General features: G+C 71.1%; 19 protein-coding genes. 11 read left to right on the top strand and 8 right to left on the bottom strand.

The window, feature by feature from the left end; all coding sequences use genetic code 11:
* Positions 1-2: 2 nt before the first annotated feature.
* Positions 3-1328, bottom strand: a complete 1326-nt coding sequence (gene hisD, locus AB0D04_RS22255; RefSeq protein WP_362705915.1) for a histidinol dehydrogenase — start codon at positions 1326-1328, stop codon at positions 3-5.
* Between the two features lie 269 nt (positions 1329-1597).
* Between hisD and AB0D04_RS22250 the strand changes: the two genes are divergently transcribed.
* From AB0D04_RS22250 to ybaK, 3 genes are read left to right on the top strand one after another with little or no spacing between them, the layout of a single operon-like run.
* Positions 1598-3199, top strand: coding sequence for an oxidoreductase (locus AB0D04_RS22250; protein ID WP_362705913.1), 1602 nt, complete (start codon positions 1598-1600; stop codon positions 3197-3199).
* 51 nt (positions 3200-3250) lie between these two features.
* Positions 3251-3997 carry an LON peptidase substrate-binding domain-containing protein gene (locus tag AB0D04_RS22245; RefSeq protein ID WP_362705911.1) on the top strand — a complete coding sequence of 249 codons (747 nt, stop codon included), beginning with the start codon at positions 3251-3253 and terminating at the stop codon, positions 3995-3997.
* Positions 3998-4043: 46 nt separating this feature from the next.
* On the top strand, positions 4044-4547 hold the full coding sequence (gene ybaK, locus AB0D04_RS22240) for a Cys-tRNA(Pro) deacylase (protein WP_362705909.1): 504 nt from the start codon (positions 4044-4046) through the stop codon (positions 4545-4547).
* A 324-nt stretch (positions 4548-4871) separates the two neighbouring features.
* Here the strand turns inward: ybaK and AB0D04_RS22235 are convergent, their stop codons facing one another.
* The 4 genes from AB0D04_RS22235 to AB0D04_RS22220 form a co-directional block, all read right to left on the bottom strand.
* On the bottom strand, positions 4872-5609 hold the full coding sequence (locus AB0D04_RS22235) for an ABC transporter permease (RefSeq protein ID WP_362705906.1): 738 nt from the start codon (positions 5607-5609) through the stop codon (positions 4872-4874).
* Positions 5610-5677: 68 nt separating this feature from the next.
* Positions 5678-6505 carry an ABC transporter permease gene (locus AB0D04_RS22230; RefSeq protein ID WP_362705904.1) on the bottom strand — a complete coding sequence of 276 codons (828 nt, stop codon included), beginning with the start codon at positions 6503-6505 and terminating at the stop codon, positions 5678-5680.
* Between the two features lie 52 nt (positions 6506-6557).
* The gene (locus AB0D04_RS22225) at positions 6558-7490 is read right to left on the bottom strand and encodes an ABC transporter ATP-binding protein (RefSeq protein WP_362705992.1); all 933 of its coding nucleotides are present in this window, start codon (positions 7488-7490) and stop codon (positions 6558-6560) included.
* Positions 7491-7633: 143 nt separating this feature from the next.
* Positions 7634-8920, bottom strand: coding sequence for an NYN domain-containing protein (locus AB0D04_RS22220; RefSeq protein ID WP_362705901.1), 1287 nt, complete (start codon positions 8918-8920; stop codon positions 7634-7636).
* Positions 8921-9253: 333 nt separating this feature from the next.
* On the opposite strand from AB0D04_RS22220, the gene AB0D04_RS22215 reads away from it, so the two are divergent.
* Positions 9254-9424 carry a hypothetical protein gene (locus AB0D04_RS22215; RefSeq protein ID WP_362705899.1) on the top strand — a complete coding sequence of 57 codons (171 nt, stop codon included), beginning with the start codon at positions 9254-9256 and terminating at the stop codon, positions 9422-9424.
* A gap of 67 nt (positions 9425-9491) precedes the next feature.
* Here AB0D04_RS22215 and dnaE read toward each other — a convergent pair whose 3' ends face one another.
* On the bottom strand, positions 9492-13034 hold the full coding sequence (gene dnaE / locus AB0D04_RS22210) for a DNA polymerase III subunit alpha (RefSeq protein ID WP_362705896.1): 3543 nt from the start codon (positions 13032-13034) through the stop codon (positions 9492-9494).
* A gap of 275 nt (positions 13035-13309) precedes the next feature.
* On the opposite strand from dnaE, the gene AB0D04_RS22205 reads away from it, so the two are divergent.
* The 6 genes from AB0D04_RS22205 to AB0D04_RS22180 all read left to right on the top strand — a co-directional run bounded on the left by AB0D04_RS22205 (position 13310) and on the right by AB0D04_RS22180 (position 19891).
* Positions 13310-14653 carry a DUF2252 domain-containing protein gene (locus AB0D04_RS22205; RefSeq protein ID WP_362705893.1) on the top strand — a complete coding sequence of 448 codons (1344 nt, stop codon included), beginning with the start codon at positions 13310-13312 and terminating at the stop codon, positions 14651-14653.
* Positions 14654-14758: 105 nt separating this feature from the next.
* Positions 14759-15418, top strand: a complete 660-nt coding sequence (locus tag AB0D04_RS22200) for a hypothetical protein (protein WP_362705891.1) — start codon at positions 14759-14761, stop codon at positions 15416-15418.
* Positions 15419-15526: 108 nt separating this feature from the next.
* A complete protein-coding gene (locus tag AB0D04_RS22195; protein WP_362705888.1) occupies positions 15527-16405 on the top strand; it encodes a thioredoxin domain-containing protein in 879 nt (292 codons plus the stop codon).
* A 62-nt stretch (positions 16406-16467) separates the two neighbouring features.
* Positions 16468-17145 carry a hypothetical protein gene (locus AB0D04_RS22190; protein ID WP_362705885.1) on the top strand — a complete coding sequence of 226 codons (678 nt, stop codon included), beginning with the start codon at positions 16468-16470 and terminating at the stop codon, positions 17143-17145.
* A 44-nt stretch (positions 17146-17189) separates the two neighbouring features.
* Positions 17190-18134, top strand: coding sequence for a thioredoxin domain-containing protein (locus AB0D04_RS22185; protein WP_362705883.1), 945 nt, complete (start codon positions 17190-17192; stop codon positions 18132-18134).
* Positions 18135-18247: 113 nt separating this feature from the next.
* Positions 18248-19891 carry an alkaline phosphatase D family protein gene (locus tag AB0D04_RS22180; protein ID WP_362705880.1) on the top strand — a complete coding sequence of 548 codons (1644 nt, stop codon included), beginning with the start codon at positions 18248-18250 and terminating at the stop codon, positions 19889-19891.
* A gap of 22 nt (positions 19892-19913) precedes the next feature.
* On the opposite strand, the gene AB0D04_RS22175 is transcribed toward AB0D04_RS22180, so the two are convergent.
* Complete coding sequence (locus AB0D04_RS22175) at positions 19914-20525, bottom strand: dienelactone hydrolase family protein (RefSeq protein ID WP_362705877.1); 612 nt, start codon at positions 20523-20525, stop codon at positions 19914-19916.
* Positions 20526-20661: 136 nt separating this feature from the next.
* Between AB0D04_RS22175 and AB0D04_RS22170 the strand changes: the two genes are divergently transcribed.
* Complete coding sequence (locus AB0D04_RS22170; RefSeq protein WP_362705990.1) at positions 20662-21753, top strand: mechanosensitive ion channel domain-containing protein; 1092 nt, start codon at positions 20662-20664, stop codon at positions 21751-21753.
* A 24-nt stretch (positions 21754-21777) separates the two neighbouring features.
* On the opposite strand, the gene AB0D04_RS22165 is transcribed toward AB0D04_RS22170, so the two are convergent.
* On the bottom strand, positions 21778-23370 hold the full coding sequence (locus AB0D04_RS22165; RefSeq protein ID WP_362705875.1) for a Na+/H+ antiporter: 1593 nt from the start codon (positions 23368-23370) through the stop codon (positions 21778-21780).
* Positions 23371-23390 lie beyond the last annotated feature (20 nt).

Raw genomic sequence — 23390 nt, 5'->3', positions numbered from 1 at the left:
GCTCACTTGCTGTGCGGGACCTTCCAGTCGAACCTGGCCTTGAGCGCGGCGCCGTGGGCCGGGAGGTCCTCGGCCTCGGCGAGGGTCACCACATGGTGGGCGACCTCGGCCAGCGCGTCGCGGGTGTAGTCCACGACGTGGATGCCGCGCAGGAAGGACTGCACGGACAGGCCCGAGGAGTGGCAGGCGCAGCCGCCGGTGGGCAGAACGTGGTTGGAGCCGGCGCAGTAGTCGCCGAGCGAGACCGGGGCCCAGGGGCCGACGAAGACCGCGCCGGCGTTACGGACCCGGGCGGCGACGGCGGAGGCGTCGGCGGTCTGGATCTCGAGGTGCTCGGCACCGTAGGCGTCGACGACCCTGAGGCCTTCGTCGATGCCGTCGACGAGGACGATCGCGGACTGCCGGCCACAGAGCGCGGGCACGATCCGGTCCTCGATGTGCTTGGTGGCCGCGATCTGCGGCTCCAGCTCCTTCTCGGTCTTCTCGGCCAGCTCCAGGGAGTCGGTGACCAGGACGGCGGCGGCCATCGGGTCGTGCTCCGCCTGGCTGATCAGGTCGGCGGCGACGTGCACCGGGTCGGCGGTGTCGTCGGCGAGGATCGCGATCTCCGTCGGACCCGCCTCGGAGTCGATGCCGATGCGGCCCTTGAGGAGGCGCTTGGCGGCGGCGACGTAGATGTTGCCGGGGCCGGTGACGAGGTTGGCGGGCAGGCACTCCTCGGTGCCGTACGCGAACATCGCGATGGCCTGGGCGCCGCCGGCGGCGTAGACCTCGTCGACGCCGAGCAGGGCGCAGGTCGCCAGGATCGTCGGGTGCGGAAGTCCCCCGAAATCGGCCTGGGGCGGCGAGGTGACGGCCAGGGACTCGACGCCGGCCTCCTGGGCGGGGACGACGTTCATCACGACGGACGAGGGGTAGACCGAGCGGCCGCCGGGGACGTAGAGGCCGACCCGCTCGACGGGCACCCAGCGCTCGGTGACCGTGCCGCCGGGGACGACCTTGGTGGTGTGGTCGCTGCGGCGCTGCTCGCGGTGGACGATCCGGGCGCGCCGGATGGACTCCTCCAGGGCGGCGCGGACGGCCGGGTCCAGCTCGTCGAGGGCCTTGGTGAGCGCCTCGGGCGGGACGCGTACCCGCTCGATCTCGACGCCGTCGAACCGCCGCGCGTACTCGATCAGCGCCGCGGTGCCACGATGGCGTACGTCCTCGCAGATGGGCCGCACCTTCTCCAGGGCGGCTTCCACGTCGAACTCGGCACGGGGCAGCAGGTCGCGCAGGGCGCCGCCCTCGGGGAGGGCGTCACCGCGCAGATCGATTCGGGAGATCACCCTCCCAGTGTCTCAGACCCGATCTCGGCCCCGGCCGCCCGTATCACTCAGTGATACACAGCCAGGCACGGGCCGGACGCCCGCAAGAGCGGCCGGTACCGGCCGCGCGAAGTTGACCGGAGTTGATCCTCACCGCGCGTGTTCAAGCGGTCACGGAGCGGGCAGGGGTCCGTACAGACGTACGGAGACGGCGCATCGAGACACGGGGAGCGGATGGGAAACGACGGGAAGCGGACGGGATGTACGGGGGCTGAGAAAGGGGGTTGTACGTGACGGAGCCCGGGGACGGTGACGCGCCTGCCGACCTGCAGCTGACCTCTGCGGAGTGGAGCATGTGGCAGGCGTTCCGCAATGGCAGTACCTGCGATCTGCACATCGGTGACCCGGCGCGGGACGATCCGCACGGGCAGCATCTGTGGGGTCCGGAGCGGCGGGTGCGGGCCCGCGTGGTGGCGCTGCTGCTCCTGGAGGGGCCGGTGGCGCAGCCGGGCCGGGTCTCCGCGCTCAAGCTCACCGGTGCGTACATCACGGACACTCTCGACCTTGCGGGCGGCACGATCAAGCCATTCGTGGAGCTGCGGGACTGCCGCTTCGAGGCCGAGGTGGTGCTGCCGGAGAGCCGGTTCACCACGCTGCGGATGGTGAACTGCGCGATACCCCGGCTGGAGGCCGCGCGGCTGCAGACGGAGGGCGATCTGCATCTGCCGCGCTGTGTGGTGCAGAACGGCATCCGGCTCACCGACGCCCACATCGGCACGGATCTGATGCTCAATCAGACGGTGGCGCACAAGGACCGCCAGGGCCGCTCGATCATGGCGGACGGGCTGACCGTCGCCCAGGACCTGCAGGCCGAGATGCTGGAGTCCTACGGCGAGCTGTCGCTGCGCGGCGCCACCATCGGCGTGTCGCTGAGCCTGCGCGGCAGCCGGCTGAGCAACCCCTTCGGCCGCCGGGCGCTGAACGCCCCCCAGCTGACCGTCGAGCGCACCCTCTATCTGACCGCCGCGGGCCTGGCGAACTCCCCGTTCTCCAGCGGCGCCACTCCCCCGTACGGCACCGCCCACACCCCCTCGCGCGGCACCCGGATGCAGCGCTTCGAGTGCGAGGGCGGGATGCGGCTGGACGACGGGCGGTTCGGCGATGCGGTCGACATCGAGCACGCCCGCTTTCTGATGGAGTCCGACCAGGAGCTGTCGCTGCGCCGGATCCAGACGCCCGAGCTGCGGTTCCTGTGCGAGCGGCCGCAGCGGGGACGGGTGATCCTCTCCGGGGCCAAGGTCGCCAACCTCGTCGACAAGTCGGCGAGCTGGCCGGGCCTGGGCGGGCTGTGGATGGCCGGCTTCGCGTACGAGACGCTGATCCCGCGCGGCCACTTCCCGCTGGCGCTGCGGCTCCAGTGGGTGGCCGCGGCGACCCCGGAGTACGCACCCGAGCCGTACGAGATGCTCGCCGCCTCGCTGCGCCGCAGCGGTGAGGACTCCGATGCCCGCGAGGTGCTGCTGGCCAAGCAGCGGCGGCGCCGCGAGACGCTGCCGCTGGCGGCGAAAACCTGGGGGTTCCTGCAGGACTGGACGGTGGCGTACGGCTATCGCCCGGGGCGGGCCGCGGTGTGGATGGCGATCCTGTGGGCGATCGGCACGGTCTATTTCTCCGAGAACCCGCCGCCCCCGCTCAAGCCGGGCGAGACCCCGCCGTGGAACCCGTTCCTCTACGCCCTCGATCTGCTGCTCCCGGTGATCGACCTCAACCAGGGGGCGGCCTGGAAGCCGGGCGGCGGGGCACAGTGGGCGGCGGCAGTGCTGATCCTGGCGGGCTGGGTACTGGCCACGACGGTGGCGGCGGGCGCCTCGCGGCTGCTGCGCCGGCAGTAGCGGGGGACGGGGTGGTGGCCACGGAGGTCACAGGCTCTAGGCTTACGGGCTGTGACCTCCGTGCGCCTGCCGCTCTTCCCGCTCAACTCGGTGCTGTTCCCGGGACTCGTTCTCCCGCTGAACGTCTTCGAGGCGCGGTACCGAGCGATGATGCGCGACCTTGCCGAGCGGCCCGAGGACGAGCGCCGCTTCGCCGTGATCGCCATCCGTGACGGCCGCGAGGTGGCCCCCACCGCGCAGGGCATGCCGGATGCCACGCTGCCGACCGCCGAGGGGCCCGCGGCGGGCTTCGGCGACGACCCGATGCAGGCGTTCCACACCGTGGGCTGTATCGCGGACGCGGCCACCATCCGCACCAAGTCCGCCGACGACGACACCGGCTACGAGGTGCTGGCCACCGGCACCACCCGTTTCCGGCTGCGCTCGGTGGACGCGTCCGGGCCGTATCTGACGGCCGAAATGGACGAGCTGGAGGAGGACCACGGCGAGGGCGCGGGCGCGCTGGCCTCGGGTGTCGTACGGGCCTTCCGGACCTATCAGAAGCGGCTGGCCTGGGCGAACGAGCGGACCCTGTCGAGCGGCCAGGACCTGCCCGGCGACCCTTCGGTGCTGTCGTATCTCGTCGCCGCCGCGGCCGTGCTGGACGTGCCCGCCAAGCAGCGGCTGCTGGAAGCGCCGGACACGGCGGCGCGGCTCGGGCAGGAGCTGAAATTGCTGCGCCAGGAGTCGGCGCTGCTGGGCAAGCTCCCCTCGCTGCCGGCGGTGGATCTGACCCGGCAGCCGACCAGCCCCAACTGACGTACCGCGCTCACAGGTCACAGCGATCAGGTCAAGGCGATTCGAGTTGGCGAAGAAAACGAAGAAGAACGGTGGCACCGGGGGCACACCCGCCACGGTCGCGCTCGCGGCCTCCGCGGTCCCGTACACGGTGCATGCCTACGCGCACGACCCGGCCGCCGCCTCGTACGGCGAGGAGGCCGCCGAGGCGCTCGGCGTCCCGCCGGAGCAGGTGTTCAAGACGCTGCTGGCGGATGTCGACGGCGCGCTGACGGTCGCCGTGGTGCCGGTGTCCGGCTCGCTGGACCTCAAGGCGCTGGCGGCCGCGGTGGGCGGCAAGCGGGCCGTGATGGCGGATCCGGCGGCGGCCGAGCGCAGTACGGGGTATGTGCTCGGCGGGATCTCACCGCTCGGGCAGCGCAAGCGGCTGCGTACGGTCGTGGACGCGTCGGCGCAGGGCCGGGAGACGGTCTGTGTCTCGGCGGGGCGGCGCGGCCTGGAGGTCGAGCTGGCGCCCGCGGATCTGGTGGCGCTCACCGGGGCGCTGCTCGCGCCGATCGCCCGCGGGTGACCGCGGGTGACCGCGCCGCCGGTGGCCGATAACGGCCGTAGGCGGCATCCGGAAGGCTTTACGGCGGCCTCCTCCTCGGCTACGACCAGGGGGACCGGGGAGGAGGTACGCCGTGTCGAAGCGGACCCGTAAGCGCAAGTGGCGCATCCGGAAGCGCCGGGCCAACCACGGGCGGCGGCCGGCCTGAGCGGCCTGCCGAGCCTGCCGGACCCGGGGATGCGTCGTGTCGATCACGTGGTAATCCATGGGAATACCCCCCGGACCCGCCACGTTGTGGCCCCGAGGGGGCGCCTGCACCCCCTACGGGATCTGTTCGCCCACGCCCTAGGGAGCCGGCGGTTTCTGCTCGTGCGGGCCGGGCTCCTGCCCGCCAGGAGCCTGCTCGTGCCCGCCGGACTCGCGCTCGTGCCCGCCCGGAGCCTGCTCGTGCCCGCCGGCCCAGTCCGGGTACGCCGGCTCCGGGTCGCGCGGGCCGAACAGGCCGGTCAGCGCCAGCTGGGCCAGCATCGCCCCGATCGGCCAGGCCAGCAGTGCGGGCTTGGCCCCCAGGGACAGCGGACCGTCGAAGGTCACTCCGGGGCCGACCTGCCTGGCGTGGGCGGCCACATCCGCCGTCGGGCCCAGCCACATGCCGGTCAGCCAGCCCAGTACCGCGCCGAGCAGGCCGCCCACGACCAGCGCCACCACCAGCGGGATGCCGCCACGCCGGCGGAAGAGGAAGACTCCCGCCGCGGTGAGCATGCCAAAGGCGAGGGAGAGCAGGAGGAAGGTGCCGTCGGCGCCGACCGCCTCCTCGCCCTCGGTGTTCTTGAGGTAGACGTTCCTGGTGTCCGAGATCAGCAGGGTGTGCGGGGCGAGCCAGTTCCACAACACGCCGAGCAGCAGGCCGCACACCGCGACAAGCAGCGCGATCACCGCGCCCTCGCGCAGTTCGTGAGCGAGTCCGGGGCCGTCGTCGGCCGTGGCCCCCGCGTAGGTGCCGGGTGCGGCCCAGGGGTTGTGCGCGTGGTTCTGCGGCTCGTCGGGCGGTTGGTTGTCGCGTGGCGTCAGCGGTGCGGTCACCCTGTCATCGTGCCAGGTCGGCGCGGTGGGGCGGGAAGAGGGACGCCCGTGGGGGCCGGCGGCGGCGGTCAGCGGACCGCGGCGCGGCGATATGCCCAGGTCGCGACGGCCAGCGAGAGCACGCCGACGGCGGCGCAGATGCCCAGGTCGGCGCCGACCGCCAGCCAGTCGGGGCGCGCGGCATAGCTGCGGGTCAGCGCCTCCACCCCGTACGTCGAGGGCAGCAGGTCGCGGGCCCAGCCGACCACCAGGGGCATGCCGCCGGGCGGCAGGACGCCGAGCAGCAGCGCGGCCGACATGCCCAACTGGCCGCAGAGGGTGGCGATTTCCTGCCGGGGGGCGAGCAGTCCGAGGGCGGCGCCGAGGCCGGAGAGCGCCGCTCCGGACAGCGGGATCACGGCCACCAGCACCCACAGATGCGCCATCGGCAGCTGGAAGAGGGCGCCGCCGGCGAGGGCGGTGACCAGGGCTCCGGGCACGGTGAACGAGGCGTAGGCGGCGGCTGCCCCCAGCACTACGGCGGCGGGCGGGACCGGCAGCGTGGCGTAGTGGTCGAGGCCGCCGCCGGCCCGTAGCTGGCCGAAGTACTGGGCCAGCAGGTTGAGCGCCACGAAGGCCACGACCAGCACGCTGGCGCCGGCGACCACGGAGCGGGCCTCGGCGCCGCCGTCGACCACACCGCGCATCATGATCATGATGCCGACGGACTGGAAGGTGGCGACGAACAGCAGCGGGATCCGGGCGACCCTGGCCCTGGAGAGCTGGGCGCGGTAGACGGCGGCGAGCGCGGGGAGCAGCCGGGCGCGCGGTGCCAGCGGGGCGGCCGGCTCGTCGTCGCGCCCTGGCCCGGTGTCCGGGGATGCCCCGGACACCGCCTGCGCGGGAACCACACTCACGCCGTCACCAGTCTTTCCTCGGTCCGTCCGCGGTCCGTACCCACTGCGTGCCTCATGCCTTGACCAGCCCCTGCGCGCGCCCGCCGAGCGAAAGATAGACGTCCTCCAGGCTCGGCGTGGCGAAGGTGAAGTCGTCGAGGGCGGCGAAGGCCGGACCGGTGGTGACGGCCGACACCGCGGCGCGGGCCTCGCCGGCCGGGAGCCGGAGGATCCAGCGGCGGCCGGAGACCTGGGCGGCGGGCTGCAGGGCGGCGACCTCGGGAACGTCGAGGGGCGGCCGGTCGCGCCAGACCAGCTCGAGCCGGACCTCTTCGGCGACGCGTTCCTTGAGTCCGCCGGGTGTGTCGCAGGCGATGACGCGGCCCCGGTCGATCACGGCGACCCGGTCCAGGACGCTCTCGGCCTCCAGGACGTTGTGGGTCACCAGCAGCACGGTGGCGCCCCGCTCGGCGCGGCGGCGGTCCACCGCGGCCCAGACGGCGCGGCGCGCGACCGGGTCCATGCCGGTGGTCGGCTCGTCCAGGACCAGCAGTGGCCGCTCGCCGATCAGGACGGTCGCGAAGCATGCCAGTCGGCGCTGTCCGCCGGAGAGTTTCTTCAGGGGCCGGGCGGCGATATCGGCCAGGCCCAGCTCGCCGACGACCGCGTCGCGCTCGGCGCGCGCCCGGCGCAGGTCCAGTCCGCGCAGCCGTCCGGTGGTCTCCACGGCGAGGGCGACGGTCATCTCGTCCAGGGCGGTGGACTCCTGGCCGAGGTAGGCCAGCAGCCGGGCGGCGCGCTCGGGGTGGCGTACCAGGTCGTGGCCGAGGACGGAGATGTGGCCGGAGTCCGGGCGCAGCAGTCCGGTCAGCTGGCGGACCAGGGTGGACTTGCCGGCTCCGTTGGGGCCGAGCAGCCCGAAGATCTCTCCGCGCCGTACCTCCAGGCTGATGCCGTCGCTGGCCCGCACGGCGGGCGCGCGGCCCGCCCCGCGGCGCCCTCGCATCGCGGGGTACGTCTTGACCAGGTCCCGCACGAGGCATGCCGTCCCGCCGCCGCGCTCCACCTGTTCTGCGCCCGTCCTCACGAGCTACGAGGGTACGCGGCCCCGGCCCGGCCGCGGCCCGCGGGGCACTGCGGGGCGCGCCGTCAGTCCCCGGCCGGCGCGTGTTCGGCGGCGGTGCGCACATCGACCTCGCGCCAGAACCCGGCCCGGATGGCATAGCGGTCGTGCTCGTCGATCTGGTCGTCCTTGTGGGCGAGCAGGCCGAACCGGGCGGCGTAGCGCAGCAGTTCACCGTCGATCCGGTGCGGGATGCGGGGGTACTCCGTCGAGAGCTGCTGGAGGTGGACGGTGTCCTGGAGCCGGTCGGTCCAGCGGCGGGCGAAGACCTGGCCGACCTCGAAGGGGTCGCCGCTGACGGCGGTGATGTCCTCCTCGCGGTCGGCCCAGCGCTGCTCGGCGCTGGTCAGCTGGGCCAGGGTGGGCAGGGAGGCGGTCTCGGAGGGTTCGCCGACGGGGCCGCGCTCGGCCCAGCCCTTGTCGGAGGACCAGCGCAGGGTGGCGGAGGGGGCGGGCACCTGGGCGCCGTTTCCGTTGCCGGCGGGCGAGGGGCCGGCGGCGTGGGTGCGGCCGAGTCCGGCCAGGTCCTTGGGGGTGGGGACGACGCGGGAGGCGGCGGAGCCCGCGCCGGCGGCGGTCTCGTCGCGGTCGGCGGCGGGGCGCGCGCTGCCGTTGCTGCCGTTGCGTTCGTGGGGGTGGTCGGCGGTGTCCGGGCCGGCGGCGGCCGCGGCGGCCGCGGCGACGGCGGATTCGGGCAGCGGGGCGGAGAGGATCGCGGCGATCTCGGGGCGCGGTGCGGGCGGCGAGGCGCAGGGTCCGCCGAGTTCCTTGGCCCGTACGGCGCGGGTGATCCAGGCGCGGTCCAGGACCCGCCGTTCGTCGGCCTCGGCGACCAGGTCCTCGGACTGGTTGTAGTCGCCGTCGGCGGCCTGGACGGCCCACAGGTGGACGGCGACGCCGTGTTCCTTGGCCGACATCAGGCCGGGCAGCAGATCGCCGTCGCCGGTGACCAGCACGATGTCGGAGCAGGCGCGGTTGCGGGCGAGCTCGGTCAGCTCGGCGTGCATGGCGGCGTCCACGCCTTTCTGTGCCCAGCGGCCGTCGCTGCGGGTCAGGGCGCCGAGGCGGACGGTGACCCGGGGCATCACGCGCAGCCTGCGGTGTTCGGGCTGCGGGACGCGGTCGGGGGCGCCGTCGAACCAGTAGATCCGCAGCAGCGGCCGTTCGGTGTCGGCCTCGGCGCGTTGCCGCAGCCCCTGGATGAGGGCGGCATGATCGACGGTGATCCGGGAACGGGCGGGCTCTCCCGCGAGCAGACTCGCGGCGGCGCCGAGCAAATATCCGGCGTCCACCAGGACGACGCAGCGATCCACGTTCCACCCTCTTCCCTGAGGTGCTGAAAGTCCGGTCGCCCCCCGGCTCGGCCCGTGGCACGAGTTTTCTTCGGCTTTCCCTCGAGTCTGCCCGACCGTACGGGTGTTATCTGCCCCGTCTGGATCATCGGCGTGGCGGATTCGGCGGGGATCTTGAGCATGTGGCGTGAGGCTGCGTCCCGGTGGGCGTGTTCCGGCCGTGGCTTGCCCCGGATCGCGTCTCCTGTCACGTCCCGCATCACACACGGTAATTGTCCAAAATGCGGGATTTCTTCCGGCGTGTAAGCCTGGTCCCGGCCCCGTTCCAGGACCCCCCTCAGGAGGCACACGGCCATGGCGAAGAGCAAGAAGGACCGAAAGCAGCAGAAGGGCAGCCAGGCCGAGCGCGGCCAGCAGGCGGCCGAGAAATCGGCCATCGAGGCCATCTCCCAGCCGCAGCAGCACGCACAGGGCAGCCCGGCAGATGTTGCCCGTAAGCACCAGAGGCGGTTCGGCCACAACTGAGGCCGGCCACGGATGAGTTGAGGGGCGCGCCCGGTCACGGGCGCGCCCCTCACGGTGCCGTGGGCCGTCAGCCCGCCAGGCAGGACGGGCCGAGCAGCACCTTCAGATCGCCGAACAGGGACGGATCGGGCGTGACCCGATGGCGGTCGAGCCGGAGCACGGTGGTCTTGCGTGCCCCCTGCAGCTTGATCCGCACCTCCGTGGAGCCGCGGTGGCTGCTCAGCACCTCGCCGAGCTTCTCGACCATCGGCGGGGTGACCTTGACCGTCGGGATGGTGATCGTCACCGGGGCGTTGGTGCCCGCCTCCGAGAGGTCGGGGACCATCATCTCCATGGCGACCAGCCGCGGCACGTCCTCGCGCTTGTCGAGGCGGCCCTTGACGAATACGACGGTGTCCTCGACGAGTTGGGTCGAGACCAGCTGGTAGGTCGCGGGGAAGAACATGCAGTCGATGGAGCCGGCGAGGTCCTCGACGGTGGCGATGGCCCAGGCGTTGCCCTGCTTGGTCATCTTGCGCTGGAGGCCGGAGATGATGCCGCCGATGGTGACGATCGAGCCGTCGGAGTAGTCACCGCCGGTCAGCTGGGCGATCGCCGCGTCCGCCTTGTCGGACAGGACGTGCTCCAGCCCGAAGAGCGGGTGGTCGGAGACATAGAGCCCGAGCATCTCGCGCTCCTGGGCGAGCAGGTAGGTTTTGTCCCACTCGATGTCGGAGAACTCGACGTCGAGACCGAAGCCGGGGCCGTCGTCGGCGGGGTCGTCGCTCATCCCGCCGAAGAGGTCGAACTGCCCCTCGGCCTCCTTGCGCTTGACCTGCACCACGTTGTCGATCATCGGCTCGTACTGCGCGGTCAGGCCCTTGCGGGTGTGCCCCATCTCGTCGAAGGCACCGGCCTTGATCAGCGATTCCGTGGTGCGCTTGTTGCAGACCACGGCCTCGACCTTGTCGAGGTAGTCGGGGAAGGAGGAGTACTTCCCCTTCGCCTTGCGGCTGCGGATGATCGAGTCGACGACGTTCTGGCCGACGTTACGGACCGCGGTGAGGCCGAAGAGGATCACATCGTCGCCCTGGGCCGCAAAGTTGGCCTCGGACTCGTTGACGTTCGGCGGCAGCACCTTGATGCCCATCCGGCGGCACTCGTTGAGATAGACCGCGGACTTGTCCTTGTCGTCGCGCACCGAGGTGAGCAGCGCCGACATGTACTCGGCCGGGTAGTTCGCCTTCAGGTACGCGGTCCAGTAGGTGACCAGGCCGTACGCGGAGGAGTGCGCCTTGTTGAACGCGTAGCCGGCGAAGGGGACCAGGACGTCCCACAGGGCCTGGATGGCCGCGTCGGAGAAGCCCTTCTTCTTGGCGCCGGCCTGGAAGAGGACGAAGTTCTTCTCCAGCTCCTCGGGCTTCTTCTTGCCCATCACGCGGCGCAGGATGTCGGCTTCGCCGAGCGAGTAGCCGGCGATGATCTGCGCGGCCTTCTGCACCTGCTCCTGGTACACGATGAGGCCGTAGGTGAGGCCCAGCGTCTCCTTCAGGGGCTCTTCGAGCTCCGGGTGGATCGGCGTGATGTCCTGGCGGCCGTTCTTGCGCTCGGCGTAGTTCGTGTGCGAGTTCATGCCCATCGGGCCCGGCCGGTACAGGGCCGAGACGGCGGAAATGTCCTCGAAGTTGTCGGGCTGCATCTGGCGCAGCAGCGAGCGCATCGGGCCGCCGTCGAACTGGAAGACGCCGAGCGTGTCACCGCGGCAGAGCAGTTCGAAGGTCTTGGGGTCGTCCAGCGGGAGCGAGAGCATCTCCAGGTCGATGCCCTTGTTGGCCTTCACCATCTTGACGGCGTCGTCCATGATGGTCAGGTTCCGCAGACCCAGGAAGTCCATCTTGAGCAGGCCGAGCGACTCGCACTGGGGGTAGTCCCACTGCGTGATCGTGACGCCGTCGGTGTGCCGCACCCAGATCGGGGCGTGGTCCACGATCGGCTCGCTGGACATGATCACGCCGGCCGCGTGCACACCCATCTGCCGGACCAGGCCCTCCACACCCTTCGCGGTGTCGATGACCTTCTTCACATCCGGCTCGTTCTCGTACATCCCCCGGATCTCGCCCGCCTCGCTGTAGCGCGGGTGCTTGGGGTCGGTGATGCCGGAGAGGTCGATGCCCTTGCCGAGGACGTCGGCGGGCATCGCCTTGGTGAGGCGGTCGCCCATCGCGTACGGATATCCGAGCACGCGCGCGGAGTCCTTGATGGCGTTCTTCGCCTTGATCTTGCCGTAGGTGCCGATCATGGCGACCTTGTCGGCGCCGTACTTTTCTGTCACATACCGGATCACTTCGACGCGCCTGCGCTCGTCGAAGTCGATGTCGACATCGGGCATGGAGACACGCTCGGGGTTGAGGAACCGCTCGAAGATCAGTCCGTGGGTGATCGGGTCGAGGTCGGTGATGCCCATGGCGTACGCGACGATCGAACCGGCCGCGGAGCCTCGCCCTGGGCCCACCGCGATGCCGTTGTTCTTGGCCCACATGATGAAGTCGGCGACGACGAGGAAGTAGCCGGGGAACCCCATCTGGATGATGATGTCCATCTCGTACTCGGCCTGCTTCTGCCGGTCCTCGGGGACGCCGCCCGGGTAGCGGCGGCCCATGCCGACCCGGACCTCCTCCTGGAACCAGGTGACCTCGGTGTAGCCCTCCGGGATGTCGAACTTCGGCATCAGGTCGCGCTTCTCGAACATCCCCGCGGTGTCGATCTGCTGGGCGACCAGGAGGGTGTTGTCGCAGCCCTCCTGCCAGGCGTCCGAGGAGTCGATGGCGTACATCTCCTCCGTGGACTTGAGGTAGTAGCCGGTGCCGTCGAAGCGGAAGCGGTCCGGGTCCGAGAGGTTCTTGCCGGTCTGGATGCACAGCAGCGCATCATGGGCGGTCGACTCATGGGCGTAGGTGTAGTGCGAGTCGTTCGTCACCAGCGGCGGGATGTTGAGCTTCTTGCCGATCTCCAGCAGTCCGTCGCGGACCCGGCGCTCGATCTCGATGCCGTGGTCCATCAGCTCCAGGAAATACCGGTCCTTGCCGAAGATCTCCTGATACTCCCCCGCGGACTTCAGCGCCTCGTCGAACTGGCCCAGGCGCAGCCGGGTCTGCAGCTCACCGGACGGACAGCCGGTCGAGGCGATCAGCCCCTCCGACCACTGGGAGATCGTCTCCTTGTCCATCCGCGGCCACTTCTGCAGCCAGCCCTCGGCATAGGCGTCCGAGGACAGCCGGAAGAGGTTGTGCAGGCCCGTCTGGTTGGCCGCCCAGATCGTCTTGTGGGTATAACCACCCGAACCGGACACGTCGTCGCGCTTCTGATGGGGCTGGCCCCACTGGATCTTCCGCTTGTTCCTGCGCGACTCCGGCGCCACATACGCCTCGATCCCGATGATCGGCGTCACGCCCGCCTTCTGCGCCGAATGGAAGAAGTCGTAGGCGCCGTGCAGGTTGCCGTGATCGGACATGGCGATATGCGTCATGCCCATCTCGTTGCACGCGTTGAACATGTCCTTGAGCCGCGCGGCACCGTCCAGCAGCGAGTACTGGGTGTGGACGTGCAGGTGCGTGAACGGCGGCTTGGCCACGGCTGGAGACCTCCGAATGTAGGGGGCGCGCAGCGCCTCGATGAGGGGCGGCGGTCGGGCGACGGGTGGGCGGGAGAGGGATGGGCTGGACGGTGTCGAAGTCTACGGCTCCCGGCAGACAATCCACGGCGGCCGACCGATCACCCCGGGGCACTTCCGAGTAGCCTCACCCGTTGTCACAGGCGGATCCGTGACGAACAATCGCGATCACCTCGCGATCGAGATCTGTCATGGATCCGTTTACCCCTCTCCCGCACCCCAGGAGGCACCCAGCGATGTCGTCCCAGCACGCCCCGGCCCAGGACGCCGCGCAGCGCGGCGAGGAGATCCTCGCCGTCTTCGACACCGCCTTCGGAGAGCTGCTCGCCGCCGACCCGGCGGCCTTCCGCGTCAAATTCCGGAAGATGGCAGCCTCGGCCTTCGCCTTCTACCGCGGCACGGCCTGCCTGTTCTACAAGGACCTCGAGGACGGGCGGGACAACGGTCCCTATCTGGACGAGCGGACCGGCCGGGTGTGGATCCACGGCGATCTGCACGCCGAGAACTTCGGCACCTACATGGACTCCACGGGCCGGCTGATCTTCAACGTCAACGACTTCGACGAGGCCTACGTCGGCCCGTTCACCTGGGACCTCAAGCGGTTCGCCGCCTCGGTCGCGCTGATCGGCTACGCCAAGGCGCTCAGCGACGAGCAGATCTCCGACCTGGTGCGCATCTACGCCGCCGCCTACCGCGAGCGAATCCACGCGCTGGCCTCCGGTGCGAAGAAGGCCGACAAGGACGCGGTGCCGCCGTTCACGCTGGACACCGCCGACGGCCCGCTGCTGGACGCGCTGCGCGACGCCCGCTCGCTGACCCGGTTCGGGCTGCTGGAGTCGATGACGGAGATCCGCGACTTCGAACGCCGCTTCTCCGGGGGCGGCGGCAGCGTCGAGCTGGACGCGGCGACCCGCTACAAGGTCCTGGCCGCCTTCGACGGCTATCTGGAGACGCTCCCCGACGCGAGCCTGGACCGCCCCGACTCCTACCGGGTCAAGGATGTGGTCGGCCGCCGCGGCATCGGCATCGGCTCGGCCGGGCTGCCCTCGTACAACATCCTTCTCGAGGGCAACAGCGACGCCCTGGAGAACGACGTCGTGATCTATATGAAGCAGGCGCAGACCCCGGCCGTCTCGCGGCACATCACCGACCCGGCGGTGCGCGGCTACTTCCAGCACGAGGGCCACCGCACGGTGATCTCCCAGCGCGCCCTCCAGGACCACGCCGACCCGTGGCTGGGCTGGACCGAGCTGGACGGCGCGGGCCAGCTGGTCGCCGAGATCTCGCCGTACGCGGTCGATCTGGACTGGTCGGACATCGACGACCTGGAGGAGATCTCCGCCGTGGTGGCCGACCTCGGCCGGGCCACCGCCACCATGCACGCCGCCGCGGACGACGAGAGCGGGCACTCCCTGGTGCCGTTCTCCACCGAGCGCGCCATCGACGCCGCCATCGCGGCCGACGAGGACGGCTTCGCCCCGGTCCTGGTGGACTTCGCGCACTCCTACGGGGCGCGGGCCCGCGCCGACCACCAGATCTTCGTGGATCTGTTCCGCAACGGGCGGATCCCCGGCCTGTGAGCGGTTCCGCGAGTGCGCCGAGGGGTTTCTGAGAGGTTTCTGAGATTCCTGTGGGTTCGGGGCCCTTGGGCACCGCCCGGCCCGGCCCGTGGCACACTCGCTTCAATGGACATCTCGGCGGCACACCTGCGGGCACTGCGCGCAGCGCTCTTCACGGCGCTGTGCGTGACGCTGTCCTCGGCGTCCCATGTGCTGCTGTCCCGTATGCCGCTGCCGCTGACCACCGTCGCCGCGCTCTGCGCCGCCGTCTTCGCCGTCGCTTACGCGCTGGCCGGGCGGGAGCGCGGCTACTGGCGGATCGCCGCGCTGCTGCTCCCCCTGGAGCTGGCCGCCGACGCGGTCTTCAGCATCGGCCAGCACACCTGTTACGGGGAGGGCGGCGGCCCGGTCACCGGCCCGCTGCGCTCCCTGGGTGTGGATCTGCTCTGTGGCGGCGGCACCGTCGGCGCACCCTTGGCACGGCTGCCCCAGGGCGCCCCCGCGCCCGCCGCCTCGTGGTTGCTGCTGCTCGCGGCGCATTTGCTGATCGGGCTGCTGGCGGCGGCCTGGCTGCGCCGCGGGGAGGCCGCGCTGGCGCAGCTGCTCGGCGCGGTGGCCGGCTTCGCCTTCCGCCCGCTGCTCATCGCCGTCGCGGTCGTCGCCGTGCCGGCCGCCCCGGGCCGCCCGGCGACCGCCCCCGTACGGTCCGGCAAACCCGCCCGCGTTGCCCCCCTGCTCGTGCACATCGTCGTACGCCGTGGACCGCCCTGCGCGCTCGCTGCCTGAGGCCCCGGCCGCGCAGTCCGCGCACGTCCTCGGTCAGCACCGCACGCACCCCCTTCCCCGGGCCGCTTGCGTACGGCCCTCCACGGCATTTCACGGAGCAGATCAGTCATGAGCAATCGCAACAGCCAGGCCAACAAGCAGGCAGCCCGCGAGCGGCTGCGCGCCGAGCGTGAGCGGCAGGCGAAGAAGGAGCGGGTCCGCCGGCAGCTGGTGGTCGGCGGCGCGGTCGTCGGCGTGCTGGCGGTGGCCGGCGGCATCGGCTTCGCGGTCGCCGCCTCGGGCGGCGGGGACACCGCCGACACCGCCAAGTCCGCCGTCGCCAACGCCGCCGCGGGCAGCGACAAGGCGTGGGCGAAGGCCGCCAAGTCCAAGGTGGTCAAGCCCGCCAACACCGACGGCGCCAAGGGCACCACCATCGTCATCGGCAAGCCGGCCGCCAAGAACACCGTCAGTCTCTTCGAGGACCCGCGCTGCCCCGGCTGCGCGGGCTTCGAGCAGAACGTCGGCGCGACCGTCGAGAAGGACATCAAGGACGGCAAGTACAAGGCGGCCTACCACATGGGCACCTTCCTCGACGGCAACCTCAAGGGCACCGGCTCCAAGAACGCGCTGAGCGCGCTCGGCGCCGCCCTCAACGTCAGTCCGGACGCCTTCCTGAAGTACAAGTACGCGCTGTTCTCGAAGGAGTACCACCCCGACGAGACCGGCCCGGACAAGTTCGCCGACGACAGCTACCTGATCGAGGTCGCGGACACCGTCCCGGCGCTCAAGGGCAACGCCGCCTTCCGGAAGGCGGTCACGGGCGGCACCTACGACCGGTGGGCGCTGGAGATGTCCGACGAGTTCAACTCGCACAAGGACGTCACCAGCACCCCGACCATCAAGGTCAACGACACCGTGATCGGCACGAACACCGCGCAGGGCATGTCGGCGCCGTCCACCACCGCGGAGTTCACCGCCATGGTGGACAAGGAGCTCAAGCACTGACATATCCGGCCGATGCCAAATCTTGACCCGGGAGTCTGCCGTGCACATGGCAGACTCCCGGCATGCAGGGGAGGGGACGCGGACTTCGGGCGGTACGGGCGGCAGTGTTCACCGCACTGTGCGTCACCTTGTCCGCCACCTCCCATGTCCTGCTCTCCCGCGCCCCGTTGCCGCCCGCCACACTGGCCGCGGTCTGCGCCGGTGTCTTCGCGGCGGCGTACGCGCTGACCGGGCGGGAGCGCGGTTTCGGGGCGGTCGCCGCGCTGCTGGTGCCGCTGGAACTGGCCGCCGACACCGTCTTCACCACCGGGCAGCACGCCTGTTACGGCCGGGCCGGCGGCCCGGTCACCGGCCCGCTGCACGCCTTCAGCATGGAACTGCTGTGCCGGGGCGGCGAGTTGGGCACCCCGCTGGCGCGGATGGCCGCCCATGCGGGCGGCCCGCTGCCGCCGGCCGTACCCGCCGCCGTCCCCTGGCTGCTGCTCGCCGCCCATCTGGCCGTCGGCCTGCTCGCGGCCGCCTGGCTGCACCGCGGGGACGCCGCGCTGGACGGGCTGCTGCGCACGGTCGCCGCCTTCGCCTTCCGCCCGCTCCTGCGCGTACCGAGCGGCACCACCGGCGGCTCCTGCCCCGGCCTGCTTCGCCGCGGGGTGCCGCATCCGCCACAACCGGCCCGCCCGCTCCCCTTCCTCGTGCACTGTGTACTGCGCCGCGGTCCCCCGCGTACGGCCGCCGCCTGACGACTCCGTATGCGCCACCACACCTTGAGGAACGGGAACCCCCCATGAGCAATCGCAACAGCCAGGCCAGCAAGACCGCAGCCCGCGAACGGATCCGCGCCGAACGCGAGCGGCAGAAGAAGCGGGAGAAGATGCGGCGTCAGCTCATCGTCGCGGGCTCGGTGGTCGGCATCCTGGCCGTCGCCGGCGGTATCGGCTTCGGCATCATGAAGCTGTCCGAGCCCACCGGCTGGGAGGCCGCCGCGGAGGCCAAGTCCGTACGGCCGGCCCACACCCAGGGCAAGAACGGCACCGAGATCCTGATAGGCGACCCGAAGGCCAAGGAGACGCTGGAGGTCTTCGAGGACGTCCGGTGTCCGGCATGTGCGGGATTCGAGCAGAGCACCGGCCCGGAGCTGCTGAAGGACATCAAGGACGGCCGGTTCAAGGTCCGCTTCACGATGTACTCGTTCATCGACACCTTGGGGAACGGCGGCGAGGGCTCGAAGAACGCGCTGAGCGCGCTGGGCGCGGCCCTCAACGTCAGCCCGGAGGCCTTCCTGAAGTACAAGACGGCCCTGTACTCGGCCAAGAACCACCCCGAGGAGACGGACGACGCCTACGCCAAGGACTCGGTGCTGCTCAAGGTCGCCGCCGAGGTGCCGGAGCTGAAGGGCAACAAGGCGTTCGAGAAGGCGGTGAAGAAGGGCACCTACGACCGCTGGACGATGGACATGACCGCGCTCTTCGGCCGCAAGGGTGTCAAGCGCACGCCGACCTTCATGCACGGCGACAAGACGCTGGCGATGGGCAAGATCCCGCAGCAGCAGATGACGCAGGCGGCGTACAACGCGCTCTCGCTCAGCAACTTCAAGAAGATGATCGACAAGGAGTTCGGCCCGGCGAAGGGGACGGACAAGCCGACCGGTCCCGGCAAGGGCAAGGACGAGGGCAAGGACGGCGGCCAGGGGATCCAGAAGGGCGAGAAGGACCCCACGGCCGGGCACTGAGCGCCATAAAGGGGCCATAGCGGCGCCCTCAAGGGAACGGGTGGGCGAATTCTCGGGAATTCCCTGGTCATCGCCCTCCCGCCACCCCCTACCGGCCAGTAAGGTGATCGGCCGTGACCGATCATGACCACATCTCACGCCGCTCCGCCGTCACGGCCGTAGCCGCCACCGCCGCCCTGCTGCCGCTGGCCGGCGCCGCCACCGCACACGCCGAAGGCGCCCCCGACCGGCGCCGGTTCTTCCGGCACGGCATCGCCTCCGGCGACCCGCTGCCCGACGGCATCCTGCTGTGGACCCGGGTGACCCCCACCGACGAGGCCACCCCCGGCTCCGGCCGCGGACCGGCCACCAAGGTGACCTGGCAGGTCGCCAGGGACCGGGACTTCGCCACCGTCGTGGCACACGGCAGCGTCACCGCCACCGCCGCCGCCGACCACACCGTCAAGGCGGACGTCCGCGGCCTGCACCCGGCCACCCGCTACTACTACCGCTTCACCGCCGACGGTCAGCACTCCCCCGTCGGCCGCACCCGCACCGCGCCGGCCCACGGCGCCACGCCCGGCAACGTCCGCTTCGGCGTGGTCTCCTGCGCCAACTGGGAGTCCGGCTACTTCTCGCCGTACCGCCACCTGGCCGCCCGCAGCGACCTGGACGCGGTGCTGCATCTCGGCGACTACCTCTACGAGTACAAGTCCGGCGAATACCCGGACTTCAAGTACGTCGTCCGCCCGCACTCCCCCGCCCATGAGCTGGTCACGCTCGCCGACTACCGCATCCGGCACGCCGTCCACAAGACCGACCCGGACGCGCTGGCCATGCACGCCACCCACCCGGTCATCGCCATCTGGGACGACCACGAGTTCGCCGACAACGCCTGGCAGGGCGGCGCGGTCAACCACACCCCGGACACCGAGGGTTCGTGGGCGCAGCGGATGGCCGCGGCGAAGCAGGCGTACTTCGAGTGGATGCCCGTACGGCCCTCCATCGCCGGCACCACGTACCGCAGGCTGCGCTTCGGCAACCTCGCCGATCTGCATCTGCTGGACCTGCGGTCGTTCCGCGACGAGCAGGCCAAGGCGGGCAGCGGGGCCGTCGACGACCCGGGCCGTACGCTCACCGGCCGGGCCCAACTGGACTGGCTCAAGGCCGGGTTGGAGCGCTCGGACACCGCCTGGCGGCTGGTCGGCACCTCGGTGATGATCTCGCAGGTGGCGTTCGGCTCCATACCCGCGCATCTGCTCGGCCCGCTCGCCGACATCCTCGGCATCCCCAAGGAGGGCCTGGCCGTCAACACCGACCAGTGGGACGGCTACACCGACGACCGGCACGAGCTGCTGACCCACCTCAGCGACCGCGGCATCGACAACACCGTGTTCCTGACCGGCGACATCCATATGGCCTGGGCCAACGATGTGCCGCTGCAGGCCGCGACGTATCCGCACACCAAGCCGGTGGCGACGGAGTTCGTGGTCACCTCCGTCACCTCCGACAACGTGGACGACATCCTGCATGTCGCCCCGCACACCGTCTCGCTGGTCGGCGTCGCGGCGATCCGGGCCGCCAACCGCCATGTGAAGTGGCTGGACATGGACTCGCACGGCTACGGCGTCCTCGACGTCAGCGCCGAGCGCACCCAGATGGACTACTTCGGCGTCTCCGACAAGGCCGACCCGAACGCCACCAGCGAGCTGCTGCGCTCCTACCGCACGCTCAACGGCACCCAGCAGATCGAGAAGGCGGACCAGCCGGTGGCCTAGGTGGTGACGACACCCCCAGGGCCTACAGCCCCGCCAGGAACCCCAGCGCGACCCTCCAGGTGCTCTCCGCCGCCTCCTCGTCGTAATCCGGCAGGTCGGGATCGGTGTAGAGGTGGCCGGCGCCGGCGTAGCGGAAGATCTCCACATCCGCGCCGGCCCGGCGCATCTGGAGGTACCAGGCGTTCAGCCAGTCGTGCGGCTCGTACGGGTCGGGGTCGGCGACATGCAGCTGCACCGGCAGATCGTCGGCGACGGCGCCTTCGGCGATGTCGGAGGTGCCGTGCAGCAGAAGCAGCCCGCGGGTCTTCCCGTCGGCCAGCGCCAGGTTCTGTGCGACCGAGCCGCCGAAGGAGAATCCGGCGTAGACCAGGCCGCGGTCGGAGTAGGGCGCGGCGGCCGTGACGGCCCGCTTGAGCAGCTCGTCCTTGCCGATCTCGTCCTTGATGACGATGCCGTCCGGTACCGAGTCCGCGGTCCGGCCGTCGAACAGGTCGGGGACGATCACCTCATGGCCCGCGGCCCGCAGCCGGTCCGCCGCGGCCTGCACGGCGGGGCGCACCCCGCACACCGAATGAAACAGCACAATCGTCGAAGAACCGCTGGTCGCGGACTCGCTGGGCTCGGGCACCGACATCACTTCCCTGGGTTGGATCGCTCTCCCCCATGGTGCCAGCTACGGTCGAGGAGACCGGTACCACCGCACGACCGGTACCACTGCCTGGCCGGTACCACTGCCTGACCGGTACCCCTGCAAGGAGGAACCCGTGTCCCTGGAGGACGTGCTGCGCCCGATCGCCGTCATCGGCGGCTCGATCGTGGTCACGCTCATCCTGGTCCGGCTCGCCGACCGCGCGCTGCGCCGGATCGATGCCGCGCACCCCGAAACGCCCCTGTGGGGCCTGCTGCGCCAGTGCAAGGTCCCGGCCCAAGTGGTGCTGTGCGCGGCCCTGTTGCTCGGTGCGTACGACGAGACCGGGCTGCGGTCCGTGGACGCGCACAGGGCGGGCGTCGCCCGGGCGCTGACCCTGGTGCTGATCGCGGCCACCGCCTGGCTGCTCGTACGGGCCGCGAAGGCGATCGTCGAATCGTCGTACACCCGGTACGCGGCAAGCGGCCGGGACCAGGCGCGGGTGCGGCGGGTACGGACCCAGGTGACGCTGATCCAGCGGGTGGTGACGGCCACCGTCATCGTGGTCGCCGTGGCCGCGATGCTGCTGACGTTCCCCGAGATGCGGGCGGTCGGCGCGTCCGTCCTGGCATCGGCCGGGCTGCTGGGCATCGTCGCCGGTATCGCCGCCCAGTCCACGCTCGGCAATCTCTTCGCGGGCCTGCAGATCGCCTTCGGGGACATGGTGCGCATCGGCGACACGGTCGTGGTGGACGGCGAGTGGGGCACCGTCGAGGAGATCACCCTGACCTTCCTGACCGTTCGGACCTGGGACGAGCGCCGGATCACCATGCCGGTCTCGTACTTCACCGGCAAGCCGTTCGAGAACTGGTCGCGTGGCGGCGCGCAGATGACCGGCACCGTCCTCTTCCACCTCGACCACTCCGCACCGGTGGAGAAGATGCGCCAGCGGCTGCTGGAGATCCTGCAGGAGTGCGAGGACTGGGACGGCCGGTCCTGGAGCCTGGTGGTGACCGACACCACACCGTCCACGATGGTGGTCCGGGCGCTGGTGACCGCGCGCGACGCGGACACCATCTGGACGGTGCGCTGCCAGGTCCGCGAGCGCATGATCGAGTGGCTGAGGACCGAGCACGCCTACGCGCTGCCGCGGATCGCCACCGCCCCCGCGCCGCTCGGCCACCACGCGGTACACCGGGACGACGACGCGGAGCCGCGGGCCGATCGCCCGTAACGGGGCCCGGCAGGCCAGGGCCGCCTAGGGCGTACCCCGCAGGCTGCGGACGTCCAGATGGCGCAGCACCCGGTCCACGATCTCCGGGTCCGCGCCGGGCTCGCTGCGGGCCGCCAGTACCTCGTGGCGGGCGGCCGAGAGCATCTCGCCCTGGATGCGCTGCACCTTCTTCTGCCGGGTGATCCGCTTGTCGAAGAGCTCGCGCCGCTCGTCGTCGACGATGTCCGGTGCGATGCGGGCGCCGATGTCGTACGCCCGGCGCGAGAGCTGGTCGCTGACCTCCTCGGGCAGCTCCTCGACCTCCAGGATCTCCTTCAGCCGCCGCTTGGACGCCTTGATCACCCGGATCGCCAGCTCCCGCTCCAGCGCGTCCACGGCGTCGGTGTCGGCCCGCACCCGGAGCTTGCGCACCAGCCAGGGCAGCGTGAGGCCCTGGATGAGGAGGGTGGAGAGCACCACCGCGAAGGCGATGAAGAGGATCTCGTCGCGGGCGGGGAAACCGCTGCCGTCGATGCCGTACGGAATGGCCAGCGCCAGCGCGATCGAGGCCACCCCGCGCATCCCCGACCACCACATGATGAGCGTCTCCCGCCAGCTCATCGGGATGTCCTCGTCGTAGTCGCGGAGCTTGTGCATCCGCTTGGCGAGCCAGGCGGCGGGCAGCAGCCACAGCAGCCGTACGGCGACGACCACCCCGACGACCGCGGCCCCTGCGCCGAGCATCGCGCCCCACCGCCCGGACGCCGCCCCGAAGATGGTGTGCAGCTCCAGCCCGATCAGCCCGAAGGCGACGCCGGTGACGAGGGTGTCGACGACCTCCCAGAAGGTGTAGCCGGCGAGGCGGCCCAGCACATCGTCGGCGTCGACCGCGTACTCGGCCAGGAAGAGCCCGGTGGTCAGCACGGCGAGCACCCCGGAGCCATGGAAGTTCTCGGCCAGGACATACGCCACGAACGGCACCAGCAGCGTCAGCCCGATCTGCAGCGTCGGGTCACCGAGCAGCCCCATCAGCTTGTTGGTGAGCCAGCCGAGCACCAGCCCGACCGCTATGGCGACCACCGCGGAGAGCACCAGCGAGCCGACCGCGCCGGGCACCGAGAAGGTGCCGCTGACCACCGCGGCGAGCGCCACGTGATAAAGCACGATCGCGGTGACGTCGTTGAACAGCCCCTCGCCCTCCAGGATCGAGACCATCCGGCGGGGCAGCCCGAGCTTCCCGGCCACGGCGGTCGCGGCCACCGGATCGGGCGGGGCGACCAGCGCGCCCAGCACCACCGCGGCGGCGACCGGCATCCCGGGCACCACCGCCTGGGCGACCGCGGCGACCGCGGCCGTGGTGGCGAAGACCAGCGCCACGGCGAGCAGGAAGATCGGCCGGAGGTTGGCGGTGAACTGCCGCCAGGAGGTGCGCTGTACGGCGGCGTAGAGCAGCGGCGGCAGCACCAGCGGCAGGATGAACTCGGGCGGCACCTCGACGTTGGGCACGAACGGCAGCAGTGCCAGCACCGCCCCCGTGAGGGTCATCAGCACCGGTGACGGCAGCCCCAGCCGGTCGCCGACCGGCACCATGACCACGGCTCCGAGCAGCAGGACGAACAGCAGAGCCAGCTGGTCCACGATGGCTACGCTCCGGGGTC

This window comes from Streptomyces sp. NPDC048483, from assembly GCF_040651455.1.
GTDB lineage: Bacteria > Actinomycetota > Actinomycetes > Streptomycetales > Streptomycetaceae > Streptomyces.
The sequence above is the reverse complement of the archived record's forward strand: the minus strand, read 5'-3'. Positions and strand labels throughout refer to the sequence as shown.